Raw genomic sequence first — 25,073 nt, 5'->3', positions numbered from 1 at the left:
CCGAGTAATGACATATTTTACTGTCATCAACTTCCCTTTCAGTTACATAACCTTAACACATAGAAATAAATTTCATAGGTGAATTTTAGAACTAAAATAATTAAAAACCACCAGCTGAACTACACTTGAAACTCAGCCTTTAATACCACTTGGTATTAAGTCGTATTTATCCATTCACTCAATAAAGGACATTCCAATGGGCTCACCATTTAAGACTCCGGGTACATTGAGCTGGCATGAATTGACATCGAACAATTGCAAAGATTCAATGGGTTTCTACGGGGAGATCTTCGGTTGGACATTTAAAAAAATGAACATGCCACAAGGTCCCTACTACATCATAGAAAATCAGGGCATTAGTATAGGTGGAATAGCACCAAACCCCTGCTCTAAAATGCCGAGTCACTGGACGGGATACATCACAGTAGCTGATGTTGATGAGGTTGCAATCAAGGCGAAAACCTTAGGGGGAGATTTACTATATGGGCCAGAAGATATTCCCAATATTGGTCGATTTTGTTGGATACAAGACCCTGCTGGCGCCATCATAGCCGCAATCACTTATAAGAATCGCGACGAATAAAGAGGGATATTTATTTTGTCGGTTCTATAAACTTCTGGACACACTCCTCAGATCTTTGTAATCAAATGACAGCACGTGGATCCTATTAAGTTGTACGCCATTTAGAAATACCGATGCCTGACCTCTCAAAACAAAATCCGGTTCTCCGCAGAGATACACCCGATGCCGACTCCTATTTCCTGATTCAACCTTCACAGGAAAGTGCATCATAGCGATATCAAAGGGATCGCCTTGCTGTACTCGGCTCATGGGCTGGGCGTCTGTTTTCTGTGTGGCAACACATCCATGATAAGTAAAATTTCTATGCTCTAACATGAGCTGTAACAAACTTGAATGTTGATATAGTTCGGCATTATTTCTGGCACCATGATACAAGTTTATTTGTCCTCTATGGCCGCTTTTAAGTGCATCGAGTGCTATTCCATATACCGGGCCCAAGCCTGTGCCACTGGCAATCAAGCTGATGTCATCTTCAATATAAGCAGTAGAATAACAGCAATGTCCCCAAGGTCCCTGTAACAACAGACCTTCACCAACACTGGCATGATTAAATAACCAATCGCTGAACTGACCGTTATATTTCCTTTTGACATGGAGCTCGATAAACTCTCCCAAGGGGTCGTTAGTGATGGCATAACTCCGAGTTAAGCCATCGAAACGGCGTAAGTTGATGTATTGACCAGCACAATGATTAATCTTCTCCGGTAGCTTCAGTTTAATTTTCACCACAGAGTCAGATAAATATTGTTTTGAGTGGATTTGGGCCGAAATAAAGAGTTCCTGCGCCAAAACAGATTTAAGTTTTAATCCTGGAGTGGGCTTACATTGACAGGCACAGAGATAATGCTCCCGTTTTAAGGTCAAGGTTAACCCTCGCTGCGACCCCATGGAGAGTTCGCCATCCACATGCTTTACCAGACAGGTTTTACATGATCCCTTCTTACATGAGTAATTAACTTGATGCCCCTCTCTGATCAAGGTGTCTAACACTGTCTCATCAGATTGGGCATCAAAACCTTGGCCATCGAAATAAAATCTTGTCATCCGTTCACTCTGTGTCCATTTTCATCATTTCTCGCATAATAACGAGCAATAGCCCAAAACATTTCTATAACAAAGCCATCAAGTTAGCTAAAATACCAGTTAACTGGAAGATTCTTCGTACAATTAAGTAAATAGGCCTCAAATGTCAAAACCATTCACCCAATTGGCTATCAAATTTCGCAATCTACCTAAGTATCATCGATACCTGACGATTTTGTTAACTATTTACCTTATTTTCACCGCTTTGCTCGGATTGCTGGTCCCTTACCTTGCTCATAAACAAGTACCTCAAGCATTATCGTCTATGCTCCAGCGTCCCGTGGTGCTTGAGGATATCTCCATCAACCCATTCACCCTCAAGGTATCCTTGACCGATTTTAGTATTCAGGAGAAAGATAACTCCAGCTTCGTCGGCTTCGGTAAACTGACCTTCCAACTGGATTTTTGGCGCTCTGTGATAAACAGAGCCCTCAGTGTCGATCATGTCACTCTGGAGAAACCTTATGCCTTACTGGAACGCCTCAACCAGCCAGATTCATACGTCTTTAATTTTTCAGATATCATCCATGAGTTGGCAAGTAATGACGCTAATGTGACCGCTAACAATCAAACAGAAGAACCTACCGGTCTGCCTCATATTAAGGTCAACGACCTGTCTATTCTAAATGCCGAACTTCTCTATACAGATAAAGTCTCCCATAGCCGTCTCCACTATCCCGCCATGACACTGCATTTGAAAGCGTTCGACACCCTAAAAAACTTCGATAGTAATGGTAACGGCAGTAATCATTTTTCAATCCGATTTGTGGGACAAAATGGCGGAGAAATTGCCACCCAAGGCAAGCTACAACTATCTCCATTAAACATCATAGGCGAGCTGCAACTCACGGCGATTCAATTACCACAATTTTGGTCATTTATCGCCGACGATGTTAAAGCAGAACTCAGTACCGGCCAGTTCAGCTTTAACAGCCATTTCGAGATCCAAGCTAAAAAAGACCAGCCCCTTCAGCTGCTCACCCAAGATGGCCATTTCTCATTGGAGAATATCTCCTTCGTCGACGGCCAGCGTCCATTACTTTCTCTTCCTCTATTTAGCGTAAATGGCATCAGGCTCAATTTAGCCGATAAACAGGTCGAAATTGCCAGTGTAGAAACAGAGAAATTATCCCTTAACGCTAGCCTGACAAAACAGGGGCTGGATATTCTTCCCCTGTTTATGCCTGTTGGCACCTCAGTTAAGGAGCAACCTCCTAAGTCGGCGCAGCAAGAAACAGCCTCTGCCCAACAAGAAGCTAAACCGCAACCTGAGAACAAGCCAGCCAACACCTCAACCTGGTCGGCGGTCATTACGAATGTGTCGGTTAAAGACTACGACCTAAACTTGGTAGAAAATCGACTCACAGACAATACTCCATGGCGAATATTCCCATTCAACCTGAGCACGAGCGAAATCCATTCAGATCTTGAATCTCCCATTGAATACCGCTTGGACCTTGTCATCAATGATAAAGGCACATTCGAATCTTCAGGCTCAGTAGATGCCAAACAAGAGACATTAAAAGCCGATATCGCATTGTCTAAATTTGATCTCAGACAACTCCAAGCCTACTTGCAGCCATACATAAATATCGACTTGAAGCAGGGTGAGCTCAATACCAAGGGAAGCCTGACAGCAGGATCAGATAAAGCGCTATATTTCGCTGGAGATATTAACGTCGACCAGTTATTGGTGCAGGACAAGCTGCACAAGAAAACCTTAACTAAATGGCAATCTATGTCGGTCAATCGACTTGTTTTCGATCAAGAGAAAAATAAGTTATCCATAGAGAGCGTCGATTTTACCAAGCCATACGGACGCATCATCATTGCCGAAGACAAGAGCACCAATATCCAAGCCCTGTTGGTCAAATCCTCCCCTGAACAATCAAGCAAAACTCCAAAGGTGGCAAAAACAGAGCCCCAAGCCCCCCTTGAAATTGACATAGGTAAAATTCGTTTCAAACAAGGCTCTACTTTCTTTGCCGATAACTCTTTGACACCTAGTTTCGCCGCCAGCATTGAGCAATTAGAGGGTACCGTAGACAAATTATCATCCACTGCTAAGCTTCCTGCCTCGGTGGACATCAAGGGCAAGATTGATAAGTACGCCCCGGTCACACTCAAGGGGGAGCTCAACCCCCTACTTGAAATGCCTTACTTAGATCTTGCCCTCAATTTCAACAGTGTTGAGCTGACATCGGTTAACCCCTATTCCGGCACTTATGCCGGTTACTATATCGATAAGGGGCAACTGTCTTTATCTCTCAATTACCAGCTGGAAAACAACAGGCTCAAAGGCAGTAATCACCTGGTGGTAGACCAACTTCAACTGGGCAAGCCCAGCGACAGTAGCCTGGCTACTACGCTGCCAGTCACCTTAGCAATTGCTCTGTTGCAGGACAGGCATGGAGTCATAGATCTGGGACTTGATGTCTCTGGCGATCTGGACTCGCCGAGTTTCAGTTTTGGCAGCATAATAATGACGGCCTTTACCAATGTGATAACTAAAGCCGTCACCGCTCCTTTTACCTTACTAGCGGGCTTGTTCGATGACGACGAGCAACTTGATAAGATAGCCTTTGAATCCGGTCAAACTCAGATTTCAACCGATGAGCAGGAGAAGCTTGCCACTCTGGCCAAGGCCCTACTCGACCGACCTAAATTAACCCTAAGCATAGAGGGTGCCATCGATGCCGTTACTGACTCCCGTACTCTCAAGGAGCAGATGTTGCACCAAAAACTGGCGGACTTAAGCCAAACAGAGATAGAGTCGCTACCAAGTGAACTTTCGGCCAGTAACTTCCCCACAGAAGGGACGCTCTCAGAGGCGCTGATTAACGTATATAAACAGGAAACGGGCTTGAGCGCGAGTGAGCTAAAACTCAGTATTGAAAAAGAACATACCGAAGAGGCCGAACTTGACCAAGAGAAGTTGCAGACGCTATGGCACATCGCCTTATATAACTTCAGTTTGAACAAGCAAGTTGTCGATGATGGCATATTAGGCACCTTGGCCAGCTCTAGAGCGAGCGCGGTAAAAACACACTTGGTCGAGATCAATAAGATCCCGCCGTCGAGAATTTTCCTCCTAGACAGCCGAATTGATATTAACCACGGAGCACAGGAAGCCTTACTTACATTAGGTGCCGATTAAACAAAGATTCAATATTAAGCAGACATGAGTTACACTCTTGCCGTTTTCAGACTTTATCAGAGGTAGTTCATGTTTGTTGTTCGTTGGCTTTTAGGCCGTATCATACTTACTCTTAATTTTATCTTCACTCCCAAGAAACGTAAACGTCCTTCGGATGAGCAAGCAAAAATTGATAATGAAACTGAGTTGTTGACCCTATACCAATACAAGGCTTGCCCATTTTGCGTCAAAGTTCGTCGCGCCATGCGTCGCCAGGGGCTGAATATTGCCACGATAGATGCCAAGCAAAATGACCATCAGCAAACCCTCGTTGATCAAGGTGGTAAGGCCAAGGTGCCCTGCTTACGAATCGAAGAAAATGGTGAAACACGTTGGATGTATGAGTCTTCGGATATTATCAGTTATCTAGATACCCGTTTCGCATAACCTACGGCTTCACTCTCTTAGGCAGTAACATCATTTCACTTTGAATTACTGCCTTAGTTTTCTCCCCCCACATCCCCATCAAGCTATATCAGCATTTAATTCATCAGTAATTAGTTATTGTCCATCGATTAAGCTCACGAGTCCCTAAGGTAAAAAAGTGTATATCATGCTGCGTCCATGACCTAATTGCGCTATTCTGGCTTGATAATGTCCTCTGCGACTACCGCTTTCTCATGCTTATGGGTAAAGAAAGCTGATATTGCAGCCGAGAAATAATACTAATAAGAACACATAAATCTGATGCAAAAATGCCTAATAAAAACCTTATCTACGCTATTCATCTTGAGTGTTATCGCGGGATGTGCAAGCAAAAAGACCGACCCCAGTGATTTTGAAGGCAAGGTCAAAGATAGATTACACACCGATATTCGAACTAATGGCACCAAGTTATTTACTTATAAAGCTAAGCTCGCCACCTCAAATGACACGATTGACCAAATGCCCCATCAACAAAGAATGGAGCAAGCCATGCGCAGTAAACGCTCTCGCTCTGGACGCTACGAAGTCGATCTCACTGATTGGACCCAGCAGATAGAACTTGGCTTATCTAAGACATTAGACATGACGGGCTATTGTCGAGAAGGTTATATGGAGTTAAGCCGGCTTATAGAGGTCGATCGCGGTGAAATCCGCGGTGAGTGCAATGAAGGGGCGACCCAAAAGGATAGAGATAAGTTTTCCTCTTAGGCTCACATCAAACTACAAAGATTCAAGCCTTAACCCCCATAGAGCGAAGTTAAAACGACCACAAGACGAGAGACAAACCCGTCTTATCTTAACAAATAGCATAAGTATTGATGCTGTGACTGGATTGGTGTTGTAGATTAAGTTAAAATCCGCGTCCGGTTAATATCTGCCACTATATAAGTGTCAGATCAGTCAAACAGTTCGGTAGAGAGCCATGAATAAAAAACAGAAAATGATCAAGCTAACGGCAAAACGCGCCAAAGCTCGTAAAAACAAGCACACAGCTCCTACGATTAAGAAATATATCTCTAAGTCTGATCGAGCAAAGATGTTAGCTCAAGAGCAGGCAGAGTCTGCATTAAAAGACACAGCAGATAAGAATACCGGCTCTGAAGAAATAGCCGCCACAGGGCCAGAAGTTGAAGCCCAAGCTAAATAAGCGTTTTTCACTAGCATAAGATTTAACGTATTCATCAAAAAGGGAGCCGCGGCTCCCTTTTGCTTGTCTATTGATTAACTAGTTGTCTTTAGTCACCCAGACTAGCTTGCTTTATGATCTGAAATTTTCAGAGCTTCGGTTACTTGGTTACTCGCCTCACAGTCTTGCTCTTCATTAATCTGTGCCATTTGAGCACATGAAGAAGAGAGAGGATTAGGGCTGCTCGGGAGTAGCTCTGCATCTAACGGATCTGTGTCACTCGCTGATGTGTCGCGATCTAGGCCTGTATCATTGAGGCAAGCTTGTTTCACTTTCTCAACCAAGGCATAGGCGGTGATCACACCCAAAATACCAAAGATGACACTACCAATAACCTGCCCTATCAATACTCCTTCAACGCCGCCCCACTTAGCACCAAAATAAACAAAAGGTATGGTGCCGATTGTGGCCTTACCCACGTTTAAGAAGGTCGAGTATTTAGCCTTACCCAGATTATTAAACGAAGCATTAGCAACAAAAAGAGCCCCAGAGAACACAAAGAATACCGCAATATAAGTACAGAAGAAGCGAATAAGCTCCGCACTTTCCCCTTGCATGCCGAACACTGAGATAATCTGGTCTTGAAGTAACATGAGTATCACGGAAACACTGACCACATACAGTACACAAAATTGCAGTGCCTTAGTCAGACTCTCCCGCACTCGGTCAAATTCATGGGCACCAAAGTTCTGACCGATAATAGGACCAACCGCACCGGAAAGGGCGAATATCATGCCAAATGACACCGGAATGATACGGCCTAATACAGCCCATCCCGCTACATAACCATCACCGAAATCGGCTATGGCCCGAGTGACGACGGCATTACCTATAGGCGTAGCAACATTGGTCATCATGGCTGGCCCGGCAATGGCAAAAATGGGTTTTAAATCTGTAATAAAGCTATTGAGTTCAAATTGACCAAAAAGTTTGTGCTTAACGATAACACCACGGGCAGCCACTAACATAACAGCCAATCTTGCCAGTACTGACGCCACAGCGGCACCCTCGATCCCCATGCTCATGGCGAAGATAAAAATAGGGTCTAATACCAGATTGACGCCGCCCCCGACTAAGGTGGATATCATAGATAATTTAGCGTCACCCACGGCTCTGAGCGCCGCGCCCAATGCCATGGCCAAACAGATGAAAGGTAATGATGGTACTAAAATGTACAAGTAATCTGCGGCAAGCTCGGCAGTATGGCCTTTAGCACCGACCAGAGCCAAAAGATCAGGAATAAAGAAGGCCACAATCGCAGATACAATCACCGACATAATCAGGGTGACAATGGCGCTATTGAGTAACAAGCGTCTGGCTACGTCCATTTGTTTTGCACCAATGGAGCGTGATACTAGTGCCCCCAGCGCTATAGAGAGCCCTATGCCTATTGATGTGGTAAAAAATGAAATTGTGCCGGCATAACCTACCGCTGCGGCAAGCTCCAACTCTCCTAGTAAACTTAAGAAGAAAATATCAATCAAATCGACCACAAAGAGGGCTGAGATCCCCACCGCTGCGGTAGAACTCATCACCAGAATATGGCGCATGATTGGGCCTTGAACAAATTTAGCTGTGGTCATTTCTATCCTTGATTCTGTCTTGCTGGTATTAAATTATCTGGACTTGTCATTCTCATGGCTGTAAATAGAACCGTCAAAGCTCTCTTTCTAACTCTCCACCGCAGTGATCACATCATTAGCCTCGTCATTCTCATGGCTGTAAATTGAACCGTCAAAGCTCTCTTTCTAACTCTCCACCGCAGTGTTCACATCATTAGCCTCGTCATTCTCATGGCTGTAAATTGAACCGTCAAAGCTCTCTTTCTAACTCTCCACCGCAGTGATCACAAAATAGCGCGTCATTCTCATGACCCGTCTTGAGACAATTACTGCAACGACGCAGATCTTTACTGCGACTTATCTCTTGTGAGATCTCGGCGGTTAATATTCCGGTAGGGATCGCAATGATGGAATAACCGAGCAACATGGTCAGGGCTGCAATGGCCTGTCCCAAGTTGGTTCCTGGGGTAATATCGCCATATCCAACTGTGGTAATGGTCACAATCGTCCAGTAGATAGACTTAGGGATCGAAGTGAACCCGTTCTCGGGTCCTTCGACCACGTACATCACGGCGCTAAGCACCATGACTATCAGGCTAACTGAGAAAAAGAAGATAAATACTTTACGCCCAGACTGTAGCATAGCTCGCAGCAAAACATTGCCTTCGCTAAGATATCGTAACAATTTAAATACACGGAATATTCTAAACAGTCTTAATATTCTGATCACCAGTGTAAAGCTTGCACCAGGAAAGAATAATGCCAGGTAACTAGGCATCACAGAGAGTAAATCCACCACGCCATAGAAGCTTCGCGCATAGCGCACTGGGTGTGCGGAGCAATAGAGTCTCAACACATATTCCAGGGTAAAGATAAAGGTAAATCCCCATTCTAGAATACTGATGATCTCACCATACTGCTCATGAATGCTGGCGACAGTATCCAAAAAAACCAGGGCCACACTGAGAATGATACAAACCATTAAACCAATATCAAAGTAGCGGCCCAGTTTAGTATCTGTACCGAATATGATCCTACGGAGTTGATGACGCATCGAACCGCCATTATCTGATGATTTCTCTTGATACATGTAAACGAACTTTCCTCAAACGGTTTAATTTGGATGCCTAGGCAAATACCATAACGGTGAGCTTTCCCCTAGCTCAATCACGATTATACTTACTCTGGACAAGCAGAGTATTTTGCCACTTCTTTTCCACAATACCAAACAGATACCTCAAGTCCTGTGCTTATTGCCAGATTAAGGTATTATAAGCCCACGAAACTCGAATCATTGATGAGCAGCTATTTACCGATGCGCCTATTTTTTTCTATCGCGATACTGACATTTTTTACGGGCATCTCTTTGCCGGTTTCGGCGGTATCTTCGATGCAAAACTCATTGTCGAGTTCAACTGTAGTGAATATCGGCAAGATTGATCTGGTCGTAGTAACCAAATCGACTTCGACCATGGCATTGATGCGTGACGGAAAAGTTTTAAGACGCTACCACATAGCGCTAGGTGACAAGCCCCAAGGCCATAAACTCCAGGAAGGAGATCAGAGAACTCCTGAAGGCCGTTACAGCTTAGACTATAAGAAATCTGATAGTGCCTACTACCGAGCCATACATATCTCCTACCCTAACGAAGAAGATCAATTACGTGCCAGTGCCTTAGGGATCAAGCCCGGCGGACAGATAATGATCCACGGTCAGAATCCAAGATCTTCACTCAACGCCGAAGAAGCACAAAAGTATAACTGGACCGATGGCTGTATCGCCATCACTAACCCACAAATGGATGAGTTGTGGCGCGCCATAGACGAAGGTACGCCCATCGAGATCTTGCCATAACCTACATTGCTATTAGGATCATCACTAAGCATGACAAACGCTATATCTGAGCAGGTATTACTCGATACCTGGCCAAGTTTCTGTGACAAAATAACGATATTCCTGCGGGAACTTGGGCTAGAACAATTCAAGTTAACCTGCGACCACGTCGCCTTAAGAGTCAACTCCAATGATGCCGCCGAGGCCCTGAGTGTTTATTTTAAACGCCAGGGACAAATCATTTCCAACAACATGATCAATGGTCGGCCTATCTTGATTTTTGAGCTTAATACGCCACTCATCATGGGACTGATGAAGATTGATTGCATAGAGCTACCTTATCCGGGTAACAAGCAATATCTTGTCGAAGGCTGGGAGCATATTGAACTGGTATTAGCGTGCGAAGCCACAACCTGCGATGAACTTAAACAGCAGCTGTTGAATATGGCGCCGCAACTTGCGCCCGTGTTATCTGGACAATCAGAGATAAAAGTCAAGATCAGTTCACCTCAGGGAGAGCATGAACGACTGGCTAATCCTACCATCGCCTTCAAGAAAGATGATATCTGTATCAAGGTACATCCCCATGGCATCAGGGCAGTTATAGCATCTGAACATTAATCAATTCCACTTCGAGCCTCAGTAGACATTTCGAAACATAAGAGGTGAGCCATTGGCTCACCTCTTTATTTCACGGACTTGAATGTATCACTTCCAGCTAGAACCTGTATTGCACTGATGCCTTGATAGCACGTCCGTCGCCAAACATGGCACTATTACTACAACCGCCTCTGAGATAATCGGTATCGAACAGATTATCGACATTCACTCTAAAAACCGCTTCATGGTCATTGGCAAAACTAAAGCTATGGCTATAGCCCATATCAACTTTTACATAGGCTTGTTTCAAGAAGTCATTAGGTGTATCCCCATAACGCTCGCCCACATAAACGGCACCAATGGAAAACTGGCTGCTGTCGGTCACATTGAAGTTAAACCAGGTACTGGCACTAAATTGAGGGGTATCTTTGGCTCGCTTGCCTGTATAGAGAGGATCATCGATAATTTTAGCATCGAGATACATCATAGAAGTGAGTACCGACAATCCTTCAGTCAGCTTGCCTTCAGCCGAAAATTCTATCCCCTGATGGCGAGCCTTACCATTTTGCGTGGTGATCGGCTGTTTCCCTCTTTTATCAGTAACAACCTTATTACTCTTCTCAATAGAGAAGAGAGCAGCAGAAAGAAACAAACTCGCATCGAAGAACTCCCCCTTAGCACCAATCTCGAAAGACTGACCACGCTCAGCATCCAACTTTTTGCCGTAATTGATATCGTCCGTATTAGAAATAGGATCTTTAGGCTCAAAGCTCTCACTGTAAGTCGAATAAATTGATGTATTCTCACTCGGGTGATAAATCAAACCCAGTTTAGGCAAGACATTATTCTGGGACCTAGTTCCGGAAATCCCATTAATTTGCTCTCTATCGAATCTTACACCCGCCAGCAGATGCCAGCGGTCATTAAACTCAATCATATCTTGTACATAAATTCCATAGGTTTGCCGCTGAACTCGGATCAGAGGATCGCCATTTCGATAGTCCAATTCATCGGGTCTATGGATTATCTGTTTGTCGTTCATATTGGCCTTACCGGCTATCTTCATTTTATTTTGCTGACCAGAGCGATCGTAATCCACCATGCTGGTTCCCATCAACAGCCTATGGTGAACTTTTCCGGTATAAAATTCGCCTTTAAGATCGAAAAATGCCGTCGACACATCAAACTTCTCATAGGTATCTCGACCACGCAGAGCATAAGTCCCTTTCGACAAATCCACTTGCTGAACCTTGCCATAGAGACTCTCCAGAGTCTGTCTTTCATGACGTTGCTGGTTATAGCCCATATGTATCGACCAATCATCGTCAAGGTGTGAGTTTAAGGTAAAGCCCATGTTCTCTACTGTGGATTCGCGCGCGGACCAGGGCATATCCCAAATATAATCTCGTTTCCCGGCGAGTTCATACTTACCCGTTTGCTCATTCTTAAGGTGCTGAGGCCCCATCTCTATCGAACCTTCATCTCGAGTGCGATCATAATTAAGGCTTAGGGTCGTGTCTTCACTCAAATCGGCCTCCAACATCAGGGCGCCGACAAAGCGATCCTGGCCCCCATGGCTGCCATCCTTGTATTTGCGCCAACCATCTTGAGAAGACTTAGACAGAATAGCTCTCGAACGTATACTGCCTGACTCATTCAGGGCTCCGCCCACATCGAGTATCGATTGATTGAATCCAAACGAGCCAAACTCCTGCTGAAAACTAAATTGCAGTTCTTCTTGGGCCTTTTTTGTCACCATATTGATCATGCCACCAGGAGTCGATTTACCATACAACAAGGCTGAGGGACCTTTGAGGACCTCGATACGTTCATATAACTCTATGGGTTGAGCGTAACGTGACAGATGGAATTGCCCATCTCTCAGATAGCTTTGGTCAGGCTCTAATATAAAGCCTCGCATATAAAACCGCTCACGATTACGACGAACATTCCCTGTGGACACACTGGCATCGTTTTTTAATACTTGCCCTAAGCTTGTGGCCCGCTGCGCCTCAATTAACTCTTTACCATACACAGAAATTGAGCCTGGAGTCTCGAGCTGGCTCATGTCCATCTTCATGGCCGAACTGTTCGTCGCTATAGGCTGTTTTGTTCCCATGACGCTAATAACTTCAATATCCTGATGATCTTGGTGCGCATAGAGAGAAAAAGGGCTAACTGCTGCAATTACAGCCAAGAATAACTTATTTTTAGGGAACATTAGGGGTCCAGTCTGTCTAAGAATACTTACCATATTAACCAAGCAGAAATAACTAAGCCTTTGTAGACCTCTTACAAATGATTAGCGAATACAGCTTCAATAGACTGCTTCTATAAACACTTTATTAAAGTACATTTTATGAAACCACAGGCCATGAACACGACCATACGTAGATGTCTTATTACCTTGCTTTGTTTTTCAATTTTTTACTTGCTCACTCATGCACCGGCATTTGCAAGTCCGCTTGTGCACTGGAACAGCAATGAAGGGATCCACAGACTCGAAGAGTCTGCAGTGAAAGGTGATTTTTTTGCGTTAGCCACCCATTTTGAAGGACAACAAAATAAGGTCTATTGTGGTGTAGCCTCAATGACAGTGATCTTGAATGCCCTGCGTGTCGGCAAAGGTGAGCATAAGATAACGCCGGACGAGTCCATCATAGCGCCCCAAGACAGAGGTTATTTCCCACAAAAAAATTGGAGCCCGTTATTCGAGCGATATACTCAAAATACAGTGGTTGAACTCAGTCCTAAAACCCGACTCGAAATTATGGGGAAACCCAGACAAGAAAAAGGAACAGAGAAAGAACAAGCCAGCGATTACGGACTCGGATTAGCTGATTTAGCGGGTCTGGCGAAAAACCATGGCCTCAGAGCCCACGCTTATTTTGTGAAAGATTCAGCCACATATACTGAGCAAAAAGCGAGTCTTATCCATGCACTTGTGAGCCAAGACACTTATGCCATCGTCAACTATTCACGGAGTGTATTAGACCAAGCGGGTAGCGGTCATTTCTCACCTGTGGTGGCCTACCATAAAGCTTCAGATTCATTTCTTATCATGGATGTATCCAATACCTTTCAAACTTGGGTTTGGGTAGATGCTAATAAACTTTTTGAAGCTATGGCCATAAAAGATAATGGTAATTCGAGAGGGTTCCTAGTAATCTCTGAAACTTAAGCCCCTTACCACAACGAGCTATGCGCTGGGTATAACTTAGGCCTTAACCAAACCAAGGTCATAAAATCCTTAGCTCACTTTGACCTAAAAGTGAGCTAGCTTTTACTTATGCGCCTTTTCCATCAGATAATTTGTTAACTTTTCTCCACGTACACTGACCTCTTGCTCTGTAACGACTTTGAAACCAAAGGATTCGAAAAAAGGTTTTGCGGTTACACTCACGTGCGCATAGAGCTTACTCAATCTCTTAGCTGTAGACTCATCAAAAATATGCTGCATAAGTGCTGAACCAACGCCTTTGCCCTGATAGTCATGATGGCAATAAAAATGGTCAATCAAACCGTCATTTTGTAAATCTGCATAACCAGCCACCATGCCATCCACTATCGCTATGAATGGTTGGTTTTTTGCCAATATAGAACTCCAAGCAGCACGTTTAATGTCTTTTGATGCCCATGCGTCAACTTGAGATTTGGAATAGTCCTTAATATTGATGAAGCGCACTGTATTATAAAATAACGCCCACAAATCATCGCAGTCATCTTCTTGGTATTTTCTTATGCTTAACATACACTTCCTATTCTTGGTTAACACCTTCAAGGGTGGCCTCATGAAGGTGTTAACTGTTATTAAACTTACGGCTGCTTAATAACATCAATTGGTATTTAGTCATCTAATTGTTGTCTCAATGTTTTGGTGAGTAATCCATTCCTAACTGTTTAGCTCGCTTCAACTTTTCAAAGCGAATATACATAAGCTTCCAGTTCTTTCTGGAATAAACAGCTTATCAACTTATTCGTTTTCTTTGAGAGTTTTTACACTCTTTTCTTTGCTTGTTTCCTATCTTTATCTCTGTTGTTGTCCATTATTAATCCTCATCAAGTTATCGGGTTTAACAGCCGCGATAATACTGCGGGACTTGATGCAGGGCTTAAAACCTCTAGGCATAATGACTCCCAAGAGGTGCTAGCCTCCAAGTTCGTGGATTGTCCAAAATAGCTAAACTGTACACCAGAGCCATACTGTATTTGTGACCTAACAATATTACAAAGGAGACTAGCATGAGAAAACATAGCATAATTTTCATAAGCCTAGTCATTCAAAAATAATTTATTGAAGTGGACTACCCTGAAGACAACCGAGAACATAGCCCTGTTCACCTCGGTCGAGTGCCTTACCACTGCAGGCAAGCTCAGACTCTGCGTTATACCGCTAACCAAGGCGATAATGGATTGTCTAATCTAGGATCTAATAGCTGAGGTAGTTTTTCACGCCATTGCTTTCCTTGTTGAACAAAACCATTCACCAAGTTACAAAAACGGATACCGTTCATATCCGTGATCGCTCGTTGAGTACATAATTTTAGGGAATGATTCTCCAAAGCAAACCAACAGCCTTTCATGTCACTGATAGAGAAGTTTCTCATCATAATATGTTGATACGACTCGACAGTAAGGCCCTCATACATACTCAGCAACTCACAATGAAGTATTATCATCTCACTATTTTTAGGTACTTCAATAATGGCCGCTTCTTGACCATCATGATCGTAGAGAGCACAAACGCCGGTTGTTATATCCAAATGACTTCCTACTGAATGACTTAATTCAGAAAAAAGTTCGTTTATTTTAATTTCAATATCATGCATTAACTTTCATCTTATTCTTATTGGCTTTACTGTTATCGCTCTGATTTCAGCCACGACTCCCATAAGTAGTTGCCTATACTTTCACTCTTTCATGGAGATTTAAGGCTTTTTTAATTTTAGTGCCCAAGTTTAGTCCTGAATCGGCAGTTTGTACGAAAGGTTGGTCGGTCCAAGTACTCATATGATCTTCCCACCATGGGAACGTTTGTTTCTCAAGAAACTGATTAAAATACGTTTTTGCGGAATTGAATTTATCTTGGCTAGCTGGATCTGCATCATAATTGCTCATAGCTTGATTAAATTCATTAAATAATGACTGAGCCTTGATTTTATTAGATTCATCAGGGGCTTTATCCACCAACTCACTTAAGAAATGCTGCGCTTCTTTATGGATCTTATGTGATTGGTCTCCAAGATGGCGAAACATTTTCTGATACTCTATTTCATTTTTGCTTTCAAAAGCTTGCCATTCTTTATTAGCTGGGTCTTTGCCTGAGTTACGAAAAAATCGATTGTAGCGGACCATGGTATAAGTGAGATCTTCTGTGCCTAACTTTTCACTGGATACTGTGGTTTTATTATAATTGACACCGAGATTAGCTCCAACATTTACCCCAGGTGCAACCATTGCTGCAGCGCCTAATCCAGCCCCTGCCGAAATGGAGCCTAGATGACGAATAAATTGACGTCGATAACCTGTATCTCCTTCAAACTCAGCTCCTTTTGCATAGTTAGGTTTAAAGAAACGAATCAGCACAGTGCCCGACTTTCCACCACTTAAATCAGGAGAAAAATCGAAATCTTGTGGCAATTTCACCCCCTCTTTTTCCGCTGCTTCATTAATTTTTGCAGTAATGCTGGCTTTATCGATAACACCTTGTAAGGAGCCTGATACCGTCCATGTAAGATTGAGATCGACATAGCTACCGGCACGTATTCGGCTCGGGTGAATACGCTCACGTTGCAATACATCTAACTGAGCAGAAAAAGGGCCAGCCGACACATTAAGCCCTGTTTTACTGTCTGTGATTTTTAAAAAAATTTGCTGTTTAAATGTCGCAATTTTATCTAAACGTTTCTTAGAATATTCTATTGGCGGAGACTGTGTTTTCATTGCAACATTAGCAATTAAATCCATTTTACTCGTTTGTTGTTCAGTGGTTAGTGCCTTTGACTGAGGATCATCTGCCATCGCTTTATGAGCTAAATAAGCATGAGATGCATTAGCAAACTGTAAAAACTGATGACGTCCAATGGCTCCCCAACGATTTTCAATCGTGTGCTTGTCTATTCGATGCTGCTTAAGGACACTTGGATCTGCATTTTTTGCCGATTTAAGATAATCATATTGCTGTACTGTTTTATAATAGCTATCAATATCTTGTGATAAAAGTTTCAAACCTTTAGTTGCACCGTTTGAATTTGAAGAATAAGCGGTGATCTCCTTTGCATGCTGAGTCAGGTTCGCTGGCAATTCTTTCAATTTATCTGCGTTATTTTTAATGACATCATAAAACTGACTAGGCACAAATTCATAAATATTGGTTACTGATTTTTTATGATTTATTGTCGCCCCTGCAGCTAATTTTAATCCAGCCTCGCCAATATTTACTGTCATCCCCGCATTAGCCGATAATTTAACTTCCCCCGCCCATGTATTATAATGCCCCAGCAGTGGCTTACTTCTTTCAGGGGCTGGGGCGTTCACGTTTGTTTTTATATCTAACACTGTTTCGAGTAAGTCATTTAAACGATGCTGGCTATTTGCTGCTTGTTGACGCTCGTGTTTCAAATTTTTTAATTCGGATCCTAAATTAAAAGGAAGGTGTCTTTTAACAAAGTTTTCGACCTTATTATTCTTCGAGCTATCAATATACTCCCGACGATTCGCCTTATTAAGCTTATGCCCTTTTCTATCTACGTATTGTTCGACACTATCATATTCTTTAAATTGAGTATGACTGTGACTAAATTGAGCATTGGCTCCCAATTTTGCGCCTATTTGCTCGGTGAGCTTTACTTGCGCCCCCGCTGCAACGTTGACTTTACTACCCGTTGTAGAATCTTTAAAAAAAAGCGCCTCGTCATCAGCCGATAAACCTGTTGTTTTATGGACCCCAACAGACAATTCAGCATAAGGGCCTACAGATCCAGCGCCCCCAGATGCAGGTAACAAACTGACTCCAGTATTTGCACCTACAGAAAGGCTCAAAGTTTCTGATGCCCCAGGAGTTCCCAAAGGAGCTAATTGTTGTTTTTTCTCTGTGTTTAACTCTTGATTCTTTAGTGTTATCCAACCACTTTTTATATTTTGGCCGAGCAAAGTACAAATTTCTTTTATATCACCTTTAGGTAATATTTTTGCTAGCTTTTCAAATTGATAGGATAACTTTGCAGTGTCATCTATGGATACAATCCCTGTAGATTGTTGAGATTTATCCATGATGGTCAATATTGATAATAGAGGCTTGCTCCTTGCCGTGTCTATAAGGTTTAAACTCGTTATACACTCATGCAATCTATTAACGATATTAGATATTTTTTCAGTCACAAGTCTGCCATCTAAGTGTAAATGACTACTTGATGTTGAAGACGTTAACCCAGTTAAATGCTGTTCTCGCATCCCACTTTGTTCTAGCGTTGAACTAGAAGACTGCATCGAAGGAAGCAAAAACGGCTTTTGAAGTATCCCTGATATTTTTATCGTGCTAATAGGTAATGTATCTTGAGATGCGACACTGGTTTCTGTTGATCTAGTTATGGTCTGCAGATTGTTAGTTATACTTGTTGGCATAATTGTCCCTTCCTTCAGGTATCCATATTTTTATTTATATATAACTAAAACCACTTCATTCGTTGCTTACAGAGAAAACAATTTAATCAGCAACAATGATTAGCACACAAGCTATTATTTTAGCCACCTTCTTTATATTTGTTTTTTACTAGGGGATATTCTATCAATAAACGTTTTAATTTTTTATATTTCCAATATGATACCTTGTAATAAAAAATTACAACACAATGAAGGGGTCACTTTAATCTTAATATTAAAACCTAAATACTGATAAGCAAGCCAGAAATTCTGGGCTACCCAAGCCATTCATCTAGATAGTCACAGTTTTTTAAACGGCTTATTATAAACAATGGACTAACACACTATGTTGCTTATTATATTAAGGTGCTGATATTAAGGCCATCAACTTGGCCTATAGTGCTTAAGCATCCCCTCATAATAACCAGAGGCAGCAAGGCTTCCAGAGTATAATAAGCCAAATCACTCTATGTTCTAAAATTTATAACATGATAAATAAAGCCCTTATTCATAATCACATCGATGAACTCTTTGGCCATGACATGCATGCTAAAAGGGTCACCTCACTTGCTAATGCCGCTCACGGAGTGATTGAAAAGGAGTCACTCGCTATTCATGCCATTGGCGCTGGCTTAGCCCAAGCCAATAAACTTAAGCGTAAGTCTGCTATTAAACAAGTAGACCGATTACTCAGTAATACAAAGTTAAACGTCTGGCAATTACTGGACTCCTGGGGGCCTTATATTATCGGTGCACGCAAAGAGATAGTGGTCTCTCTCGATTGGACTGAATTTGATTCAGACGACCATTCAACCATCGTACTGAGTATGCAAACAACCCATGGACGTAACACGCCACTGCTATGGAAAACCCATCGTAAACATGCTTTAAAAGGTAATAGAAACAACCATGAAGATGAGTTGTTGGTTAAGTTAAGGTCGATCGTTGCAGAGGATGTTAAAGTGACAATTGTTGCTGATAGAGGCTTTAGTGATACGGCACTATTTAACTTCATTGAACATGAGCTGGGTTTTGACTTCATCATTAGAATTAAGGCTAATATCAAAGTCACCGATGCGGTAGGAGAGCTGTTTCCAGTAAAGGACTGGCTATTACCCAGCGGCATAACAAGAACCCTTAAGGACGTTCAAATAACGGGTAATAAGCAAGCAGTCGCTCGGGTCATTTGCACCAAGAAAAAAGGCATGAAAGAAGCTTGGTATTTAGCATCAAGTCGACGTGACCTAGTGAGTAGCAAGATGTTGACTTTATATGGGAAACGTTGGGGGATAGAGACGACTTTTCGTGACATTAAAGACTATCGTTTTGGCATGGGGATGAGTGCCACCTACACGCGTTCCCCGGTACGTAGAGACCGGTTGTTTTTGCTAAGCGCCTTGGCGATAGGCTTGCTGACGCTACTAGGAAAAGCGGGCGAGGATGCTGACTTGGAAAAGACAATAAAGGCAAATACCAGTAAAACTCGCTCATACTCTCTGTTTCGCCAAGGTTGTATTTACTATGAACTGTTACCCACGATGCGAGAAGAGTGGGCAGAACCTCTAATGGATAATTTTTATCGTTACCTTAAAAACCAGCCTATTTACCGTTCAATTTTCGGGATTATTTAAAATTGAAAAATGAGGGGATCTCTAAGCCTATAGTGGGCTTATCTTTGTTGGAACAGACACACCTCCCACTAAAGTGGCAATGCCGGGGATGTGCTGTTCGGATAGTCTGCAGTAAAATTTACTTAATCCTTTCGGTTTTCAACCGTTCCAACAATTGTTTTATAAAGGTGATGGTCTCTTTTTCCTGCTCACTGATTATCGTAATGGGATCGTAATACTCTGGATGAGTGAGATACCAATATTCTCCAAGCTGAGAAAAAACATAACGGCCAGGTTCAAGACTCAATACGCAAATATTTACACAGTGTGTTTTATTGACAAGAAAGCAATGTTGGCAATACTTCATAGGACTCTCACTTATCGTCATAACTAAGCACAGAGATAACCTCTCCCTCTTCGAGACCTAACACTGCATTCAACTCACGCTGTTCCATGTACTCCTCTATTTTATGACGTACCATGCGCTGCTTCATTTTAGTCTTATTTTTTAGATTAGACTTTCTCTTCACTTCTGATTTGATCGGTATTCTCTCAACTGTAATAAAGGTGTGTTTCTCATACTCTTATCTATCCCCCGATGTCGATACACAATATGCTGTGGACGCTCATAGACATATAGAACATAAGCAAGTGAAAACACAAATCACACTGACATTTTCGCTGCTTATACCGCCGGAAGAACTTAACAAGTTAACCATAAAAGACACAATTAGGGCAGCTACCCATTTGGACAGCTAGTTATAAATAAAAATCGAAATCCAGTACTCAAAAATCAGTAATACCAAGATATCTAAGAGATGTATCAAACATGATTAAAATCATGAGTATGACTCTGAACGACTTCCTCAATAACACCGAGCCACTTAGAAATAGCAAAGTCTTCTCCGTTCCAAACTACGCAGTTTCAAGCAATATCAATCAGTATAAGAAAGTGGTCAACTCAGAATTTTTTGACTGCATAATTCAAGACGAATAAGTTCAGAATGGTGCTCCCTTCTGAACTCACTCACACAGAAGTGGCCAGGCATACGTCATGCTAATTAGAGACACATAAGGCTGCTACGGCGAGAGTTCACCTCTTCGCCACTGAAACTGTCATACACTCGGGCATCCGGATCTGCTCGTAAGTAACGACTTGGGTTCTTAATCTCTCTGAGTTTGATAAAATTTTGATTACGTGAAAGGCGATTGATGGCCTCAATACGATAATATGTATTAGGTTTAGCCAAGATCTCCGCTTCATAAGCTTTAAAGGTATACGCATTGATGGCTCGCCCCGCCGATTTAAGTGAGATTTTAAACTGTGCTGCCGATGCACCTTCGTATGCAGCACTGGCTGAAAAAGTGCGAGCATAGCTCGGGATCATTGAGGTAGAAAGAAATGCTCTCTCATGAAAAATGTCACCCACATTGATTTTCTCTAGAAGCACATTTTTGATGGTTGAGCCTCGATATACGGTCCCTTTATAATTGGGCAGTTTATTCAAAGCCGATTTTATGGCTTTTACGCTACGTTGCGCAGCATCGCCAAAGAGTCCGCCCAGGAAATCCTTCGGCTCGCCAGCGCGTAGGAACTCATTGATCACATCATGATCAACGCGTCCATAACGTTTGATGGCAGAATACTCTTCCGGCAACATTCTTTGCTCAGCTTTCACATGGTGACTGACACTCCAATCCATCAAGGCATCGGCTATGTTTTCTTCCTGCTGTGGACTCAATGCCCGTCCTGTGAACTCAGCAAAATCTTCTGCCCACGTAAACGTAGTAAAAACAATCAGTAATACTGATATCAGTATTTTTAACATGATAACTCCGGTATCAATGTGGTTCTCTCGTTGTGTGGTGACGTAACGAGAGCTTCCCTGTATGTAGTAAATAAAACGGCTAACGACAAATTAAGCGCTGCCATCTTGATGACGAAACTTCTTCTCCAGAGAACAAATTAAAAACTCGACTCGTGTTTGAAGGCGCTCCAGCCAAGGTGTCCATTGCAATGAAGTTACCTGTTGCCATTTTTTCAAGTGCAGTAACACGAAAGAAACGCTTAGGTGTAAGCAATACTTCGGCTTCTGGACTGAATTCTGATATCCCCGCCAAGGTATAACTCCCATGTTGTGCATTGATCTCAAAAAAGGCTTTTTCCATTGGTAAAGCGGAACTCGGTGGCACAACTGCGAAGCGTATTACCATTTCAGGCAGGGTACTGGTTGACATAAATGCCGGATCAACCAGTACATCACCTACATTAAGTTTCTGCGCTAATGACTGCTTCATCCAACTGCCGCGAAAGACAGTGCCTTTATAGCGCGGTAATTTCACGAGCCCTCTGCGCACCTGACGAATGTATCTTTGTGCATCACGCGCAGCGGCCCCCCATTCTGCACCATCACTGGCACGTAGATGGTCATTCGCGGTGATGTAGCCCGACACAGAAAAGTCCTCAAGTGCACTTTTTTCTGTTGCTGTCAGTAGTTTATGACGCCAGCTCGTTGCAGCAACAGACCAATCTTTAAACTGTTCAGACAGCAGTGCCAACTCTTGTTGCGTACGCATTGGTTGTTTGAGAGCATCCAATGGCAATGCGAGTAAAACCTGGGCATAAAGGCTAAACGTCAAACTGACGATAAGTGTAAGAATCTGCTTCATAATTTTGCCTTACAGTGTCTAAGGCGTATCAAAAATAGCGCGGATTATTGCGACTCAACTGACAACTAAGATGATTGTCGGTTTGTTGTTGGGCTCCCCAATTAATCACCGCCTGCAAACGCAACTGTTCACGCGTTAAGCTGTCGACCCAATCTGACATTGGGTATAACCACATCAAGGTGTCGTTGCCTGATAAGTTCAGTAAACTTTGCTTCAAAGCGGTGTAATCAATGTCGCATGCACGCCCAATCTGAGCAGCTATCTCCTCTTGGGCAGTACTGACTTCAGTAATACGCTGGCCAAGTGATGAGCTAGGCGTATACATCGCATCAATTGATGCGCTCAGCGTACCGTCATAACCCGCAGGTAAATTGGAAATACCAGGAACCTCGGAAATGCTGTAACGCAGCAGATATGCTGGTAGAGGTTGAGAAAACAGGATGTTATTGTCGGCTTGACCTGGGGCGTAATGACCTGTTGTCGTATTCTGGGCATGGACAATGGCAGCATAACGTTGGAAGTCCCCAATCTGTGCATTGAGCCATTCGTTGCCTCTCATCTCAGATTGAACCATCGCCTCCATAATATTGGTTTTCACAATGCGCTTAAACAGCGGCATCACTTTGTCTATTTGCGCGGGATTAACCAATGCCGAAAAATTCAGTCCAGCCCCTTTTAACGCACTATCAATCAAGGGAGCATAATGCTCGATATTGAAACTCTCAGGATAAGCATAGCTGTGATAGCTATGACTAAGGGCGGCTTGCCACTCACTTTCCAATGCGCGAGGTAATTCGACCTTGAGCTTAGCTAGGCGATGCTTGTGCACATAACTATTTGGATTCGGGTATGCCGCCAGCCACTTAGCAATGTCGGTCAATGAGGAATTGTGTGACAATCGTTCTTTAGCCAAGTAGGCTTGGCCCCAGCCTGCACAAGCATTATCACCGCGACATTCATTGCCGAGCGAAGCGAATAGCCAGCGCTGTACTAAGGCCTTATCATCACGGGATTGCTGCTTGGTGGTTTGTTGTCTGGCATAGTCTTTCAGTTGTGTTTCTAGCCATTCTTCTTCGTTATTGGCATCCCAGCCATGCGTAACCAATTGCTGCATAGCATCATCAAAGTAGCTGATGTATTTCTGCTTAATGGGCAGGCGAATCGCGTTTACCACAACATCTTTGGTTTGATCAAACCTACGGGTTTCCGCGGGGATCCACGTTTCTTCCAAGCACATTGGAATTTGTGGATTACGCTGTGAAACACCAAAGTAAGTACATTTTGAATAACCTGGCTGCAAAACTAACACTTTTGTATTGAGCTCTTGGCCAGTCGCTGGGCGATAAAGCACGCTGCGTGCCATTTCATCCACGGCATAACGGCTGGCTTGGTCTTTGAAAAATTGCGTGCTTTGTTGGATCGTACCAGATGCAAATAAGGCATCAATGGTGTCATGACCCGCTTTACGCATGTCCTGACGTAATTTTTGTTGGATCAGACTCAAATGATTGTCGGCGGTGTCGACAACCTGTTTTTTTGCTTCTAAGGCTGTGCGATACAGATAGTGCATGGCTGGTTGCGATAATCCATCTCGCCGGCCTTGACTTAGCTCATCGAGCACAACAAAAGCCGATTGTTGCAATGCAAACTGACACCGTTGCAGGGTCGAGAGTGCCCGGTTTGCCTCTTTGGTTGAAGGTAGGCTCTGTGGCGCACTGTTGTTTTCTCGGTATACAGGATATAGAGCTTCAAGCGTGCTCACTTGAGTACGACAAGCACTTGAAAAATCACTCGCAAACAGACGGGTATCTTCCCAATCAAACGCAAAATGCGTACTCAAGGTTTTGCGCACTTCTAGATCGATCGCATTGAGCAAGGTTTCCGCCATCTCAGTTTGTGCTTTCACTGCCTCTTGATAATGCAGTTGGTATTTGAGGGCAAGATCGGTGGCATAACCGTTAACCACCTGCGTTAACATCACATCTTGATTGGCAGCCAGTGCCGCCCAATGTGCCTTATTGCGTACGTCTTGCCGAGTCACTAGATCCTGATGAACAGAAAAACTGTAGTGCTCACCAGTAGCGATGGCAGCCCAGCGCTTACTCAAAATATGCCGGTCAATCTCACGTTCTGGCAGCTTCAATGCGCCGAACCAATCGATTAATCCCATAACCGACGTAAAGCGATCGTAGCTAGTACGTGATTCATCTTGGAAAGTATTAGCGACATCGCGTGCCCATAATCCCACTGCGGCGGCATCACCAATCGGTCCCAAAGCCTCAAGTGCCCCTTTGGCTAACCCACTACTAGTACGGCCCAAAGTGCTCATCAAACGTGCCGCTTCGCCACTTTCGATAGCCAAGGTCGAGGCAGGACCAGTCTCCAATAATAACGAGGTGCGCGTAAATACTCCCTCGGTATCGGGTAACGTAGGTTTTAGTTCAGGTAAATGTTCAGGGGCGGTGGTGAATAAGGTGTCAGCAGTGATGTCTTCACTGAAGGTCTGATAATTATCTTGTTGGACGGCATTGAAAGATTCTTTGTCGAGAACCAACAGTTCATCACCCAATTGGCAGATTTCATAAGCATGGGCACTGCTTGTTATCAAGGCGCAAGCACATGCAAAGTAGCTTATCTTCATTATCATTTCCTTTTATAATCTGTACATAGCACAACTAAATA

19 protein-coding genes are annotated in these 25,073 nt (G+C 43.2%); 9 read left to right on the top strand and 10 right to left on the bottom strand.

From position 1 onward, the window contains the following. Window positions 1–196 precede the first annotated feature (196 nt). Window positions 197–583, top strand: coding sequence for a VOC family protein (locus tag sps_RS02330; protein ID WP_077751000.1), 387 nt, complete (start codon window positions 197–199; stop codon window positions 581–583). A 24-nt stretch (window positions 584–607) separates the two neighbouring features. Here sps_RS02330 and sps_RS02325 read toward each other — a convergent pair whose 3' ends face one another. Continuing rightward, window positions 608–1,627 carry a 2Fe-2S iron-sulfur cluster-binding protein gene (locus sps_RS02325; protein WP_077750999.1) on the bottom strand — a complete coding sequence of 340 codons (1,020 nt, stop codon included), beginning with the start codon at window positions 1,625–1,627 and terminating at the stop codon, window positions 608–610. A 142-nt stretch (window positions 1,628–1,769) separates the two neighbouring features. Here sps_RS02325 and sps_RS02320 point away from each other — a divergent pair, with 142 nt between their 5' ends. The 4 genes from sps_RS02320 (at window position 1,770) to sps_RS02305 (ending at window position 6,435) form a co-directional block, all read left to right on the top strand. Beyond that, the gene (locus sps_RS02320; RefSeq protein WP_077750998.1) at window positions 1,770–4,823 is read left to right on the top strand and encodes a DUF748 domain-containing protein; all 3,054 of its coding nucleotides are present in this window, start codon (window positions 1,770–1,772) and stop codon (window positions 4,821–4,823) included. 69 nt (window positions 4,824–4,892) lie between these two features. Then, window positions 4,893–5,249 carry a glutathione S-transferase N-terminal domain-containing protein gene (locus tag sps_RS02315; RefSeq protein WP_077750997.1) on the top strand — a complete coding sequence of 119 codons (357 nt, stop codon included), beginning with the start codon at window positions 4,893–4,895 and terminating at the stop codon, window positions 5,247–5,249. A gap of 300 nt (window positions 5,250–5,549) precedes the next feature. Next, window positions 5,550–5,996 carry a hypothetical protein gene (locus sps_RS02310; protein ID WP_077750996.1) on the top strand — a complete coding sequence of 149 codons (447 nt, stop codon included), beginning with the start codon at window positions 5,550–5,552 and terminating at the stop codon, window positions 5,994–5,996. Between the two features lie 214 nt (window positions 5,997–6,210). After that, window positions 6,211–6,435 (top strand): DUF2986 domain-containing protein, encoded by a 225-nt coding sequence (locus sps_RS02305; RefSeq protein WP_077750995.1) that lies wholly within the window; start codon window positions 6,211–6,213, stop codon window positions 6,433–6,435. Window positions 6,436–6,536: 101 nt separating this feature from the next. Here the strand turns inward: sps_RS02305 and sps_RS02300 are convergent, their stop codons facing one another. Together sps_RS02300 and sps_RS02295 are read right to left on the bottom strand one after the other, a co-directional pair. After that, window positions 6,537–8,057, bottom strand: a complete 1,521-nt coding sequence (locus sps_RS02300; RefSeq protein ID WP_077750994.1) for an MATE family efflux transporter — start codon at window positions 8,055–8,057, stop codon at window positions 6,537–6,539. Window positions 8,058–8,286: 229 nt separating this feature from the next. Next, window positions 8,287–9,126, bottom strand: coding sequence for an ion transporter (locus sps_RS02295; protein WP_077750993.1), 840 nt, complete (start codon window positions 9,124–9,126; stop codon window positions 8,287–8,289). A gap of 300 nt (window positions 9,127–9,426) precedes the next feature. Here sps_RS02295 and sps_RS02290 point away from each other — a divergent pair, with 300 nt between their 5' ends. Both sps_RS02290 and sps_RS02285 read left to right on the top strand, forming a co-directional pair. Then, window positions 9,427–9,891, top strand: a complete 465-nt coding sequence (locus tag sps_RS02290; protein ID WP_237158087.1) for a L,D-transpeptidase family protein — start codon at window positions 9,427–9,429, stop codon at window positions 9,889–9,891. A gap of 30 nt (window positions 9,892–9,921) precedes the next feature. Beyond that, entirely contained in the window at window positions 9,922–10,491 is a 570-nt protein-coding gene (locus tag sps_RS02285; protein ID WP_077750991.1) for a VOC family protein, read from the top strand. Between the two features lie 97 nt (window positions 10,492–10,588). On the opposite strand, the gene sps_RS02280 is transcribed toward sps_RS02285, so the two are convergent. Further along, window positions 10,589–12,691 carry a TonB-dependent siderophore receptor gene (locus tag sps_RS02280; protein ID WP_237157974.1) on the bottom strand — a complete coding sequence of 701 codons (2,103 nt, stop codon included), beginning with the start codon at window positions 12,689–12,691 and terminating at the stop codon, window positions 10,589–10,591. 138 nt (window positions 12,692–12,829) lie between these two features. On the opposite strand from sps_RS02280, the gene sps_RS02275 reads away from it, so the two are divergent. Then, the gene (locus sps_RS02275) at window positions 12,830–13,651 is read left to right on the top strand and encodes a phytochelatin synthase family protein (RefSeq protein WP_237157973.1); all 822 of its coding nucleotides are present in this window, start codon (window positions 12,830–12,832) and stop codon (window positions 13,649–13,651) included. 102 nt (window positions 13,652–13,753) lie between these two features. On the opposite strand, the gene sps_RS02270 is transcribed toward sps_RS02275, so the two are convergent. The 3 genes from sps_RS02270 to sps_RS02260 all read right to left on the bottom strand — a co-directional run bounded on the left by sps_RS02270 (window position 13,754) and on the right by sps_RS02260 (window position 18,093). After that, window positions 13,754–14,221, bottom strand: coding sequence for a GNAT family N-acetyltransferase (locus tag sps_RS02270; protein ID WP_077750989.1), 468 nt, complete (start codon window positions 14,219–14,221; stop codon window positions 13,754–13,756). 634 nt (window positions 14,222–14,855) lie between these two features. Next, window positions 14,856–15,233 carry a type III secretion system chaperone gene (locus sps_RS02265; RefSeq protein WP_169915660.1) on the bottom strand — a complete coding sequence of 126 codons (378 nt, stop codon included), beginning with the start codon at window positions 15,231–15,233 and terminating at the stop codon, window positions 14,856–14,858. Between the two features lie 139 nt (window positions 15,234–15,372). Further along, window positions 15,373–18,093 (bottom strand): hypothetical protein, encoded by a 2,721-nt coding sequence (locus tag sps_RS02260; protein WP_149027204.1) that lies wholly within the window; start codon window positions 18,091–18,093, stop codon window positions 15,373–15,375. A 506-nt stretch (window positions 18,094–18,599) separates the two neighbouring features. Between sps_RS02260 and sps_RS02255 the strand changes: the two genes are divergently transcribed. Then, window positions 18,600–19,742, top strand: a complete 1,143-nt coding sequence (locus tag sps_RS02255; RefSeq protein WP_077750986.1) for an IS4 family transposase — start codon at window positions 18,600–18,602, stop codon at window positions 19,740–19,742. Window positions 19,743–20,782: 1,040 nt separating this feature from the next. Here sps_RS02255 and sps_RS02250 read toward each other — a convergent pair. From sps_RS02250 to sps_RS02240, 3 genes are all read right to left on the bottom strand, one after another. Continuing rightward, the gene (locus sps_RS02250) at window positions 20,783–21,550 is read right to left on the bottom strand and encodes an ADP-ribosyltransferase (protein WP_077750985.1); all 768 of its coding nucleotides are present in this window, start codon (window positions 21,548–21,550) and stop codon (window positions 20,783–20,785) included. Window positions 21,551–21,629: 79 nt separating this feature from the next. Then, a complete protein-coding gene (locus sps_RS02245; RefSeq protein WP_077750984.1) occupies window positions 21,630–22,391 on the bottom strand; it encodes an ADP-ribosyltransferase in 762 nt (253 codons plus the stop codon). 28 nt (window positions 22,392–22,419) lie between these two features. After that, on the bottom strand, window positions 22,420–25,032 hold the full coding sequence (locus sps_RS02240; RefSeq protein WP_077750983.1) for a hypothetical protein: 2,613 nt from the start codon (window positions 25,030–25,032) through the stop codon (window positions 22,420–22,422). Window positions 25,033–25,073: the final 41 nt, after the last annotated feature.

The organism is Shewanella psychrophila (assembly GCF_002005305.1).
Lineage (GTDB): Bacteria > Pseudomonadota > Gammaproteobacteria > Enterobacterales > Shewanellaceae > Shewanella > Shewanella psychrophila.
Note: the sequence above shows the minus strand (reverse complement) of the source record. Positions and strands in the feature narration are given on the sequence as shown.

Bases quoted from the DNA above. Each gene is read 5' to 3' on its own strand.
- sps_RS02330 (WP_077751000.1), top strand. From the start codon at position 197: ATGGGCTCACCATTTAAGACTCCGGGTACATTGAGCTGGCATGAATTG.
- sps_RS02325 (WP_077750999.1), bottom strand. From the start codon at position 1,627: ATGACAAGATTTTATTTCGATGGCCAAGGTTTTGATGCCCAATCTGAT.
- sps_RS02320 (WP_077750998.1), top strand. From the start codon at position 1,770: ATGTCAAAACCATTCACCCAATTGGCTATCAAATTTCGCAATCTACCT.
- sps_RS02315 (WP_077750997.1), top strand. From the start codon at position 4,893: ATGTTTGTTGTTCGTTGGCTTTTAGGCCGTATCATACTTACTCTTAAT.
- sps_RS02310 (WP_077750996.1), top strand. From the start codon at position 5,550: ATGCAAAAATGCCTAATAAAAACCTTATCTACGCTATTCATCTTGAGT.
- sps_RS02305 (WP_077750995.1), top strand. From the start codon at position 6,211: ATGAATAAAAAACAGAAAATGATCAAGCTAACGGCAAAACGCGCCAAA.
- sps_RS02300 (WP_077750994.1), bottom strand. From the start codon at position 8,057: ATGACCACAGCTAAATTTGTTCAAGGCCCAATCATGCGCCATATTCTG.
- sps_RS02295 (WP_077750993.1), bottom strand. From the start codon at position 9,126: ATGTATCAAGAGAAATCATCAGATAATGGCGGTTCGATGCGTCATCAA.
- sps_RS02290 (WP_237158087.1), top strand. From the start codon at position 9,427: ATGCAAAACTCATTGTCGAGTTCAACTGTAGTGAATATCGGCAAGATT.
- sps_RS02285 (WP_077750991.1), top strand. From the start codon at position 9,922: ATGACAAACGCTATATCTGAGCAGGTATTACTCGATACCTGGCCAAGT.
- sps_RS02280 (WP_237157974.1), bottom strand. From the start codon at position 12,691: ATGTTCCCTAAAAATAAGTTATTCTTGGCTGTAATTGCAGCAGTTAGC.
- sps_RS02275 (WP_237157973.1), top strand. From the start codon at position 12,830: ATGAAACCACAGGCCATGAACACGACCATACGTAGATGTCTTATTACC.
- sps_RS02270 (WP_077750989.1), bottom strand. From the start codon at position 14,221: ATGTTAAGCATAAGAAAATACCAAGAAGATGACTGCGATGATTTGTGG.
- sps_RS02260 (WP_149027204.1), bottom strand. From the start codon at position 18,093: ATGCCAACAAGTATAACTAACAATCTGCAGACCATAACTAGATCAACA.
- sps_RS02255 (WP_077750986.1), top strand. From the start codon at position 18,600: ATGATAAATAAAGCCCTTATTCATAATCACATCGATGAACTCTTTGGC.
- sps_RS02250 (WP_077750985.1), bottom strand. From the start codon at position 21,550: ATGTTAAAAATACTGATATCAGTATTACTGATTGTTTTTACTACGTTT.
- sps_RS02245 (WP_077750984.1), bottom strand. From the start codon at position 22,391: ATGAAGCAGATTCTTACACTTATCGTCAGTTTGACGTTTAGCCTTTAT.
- sps_RS02240 (WP_077750983.1), bottom strand. From the start codon at position 25,032: ATGAAGATAAGCTACTTTGCATGTGCTTGCGCCTTGATAACAAGCAGT.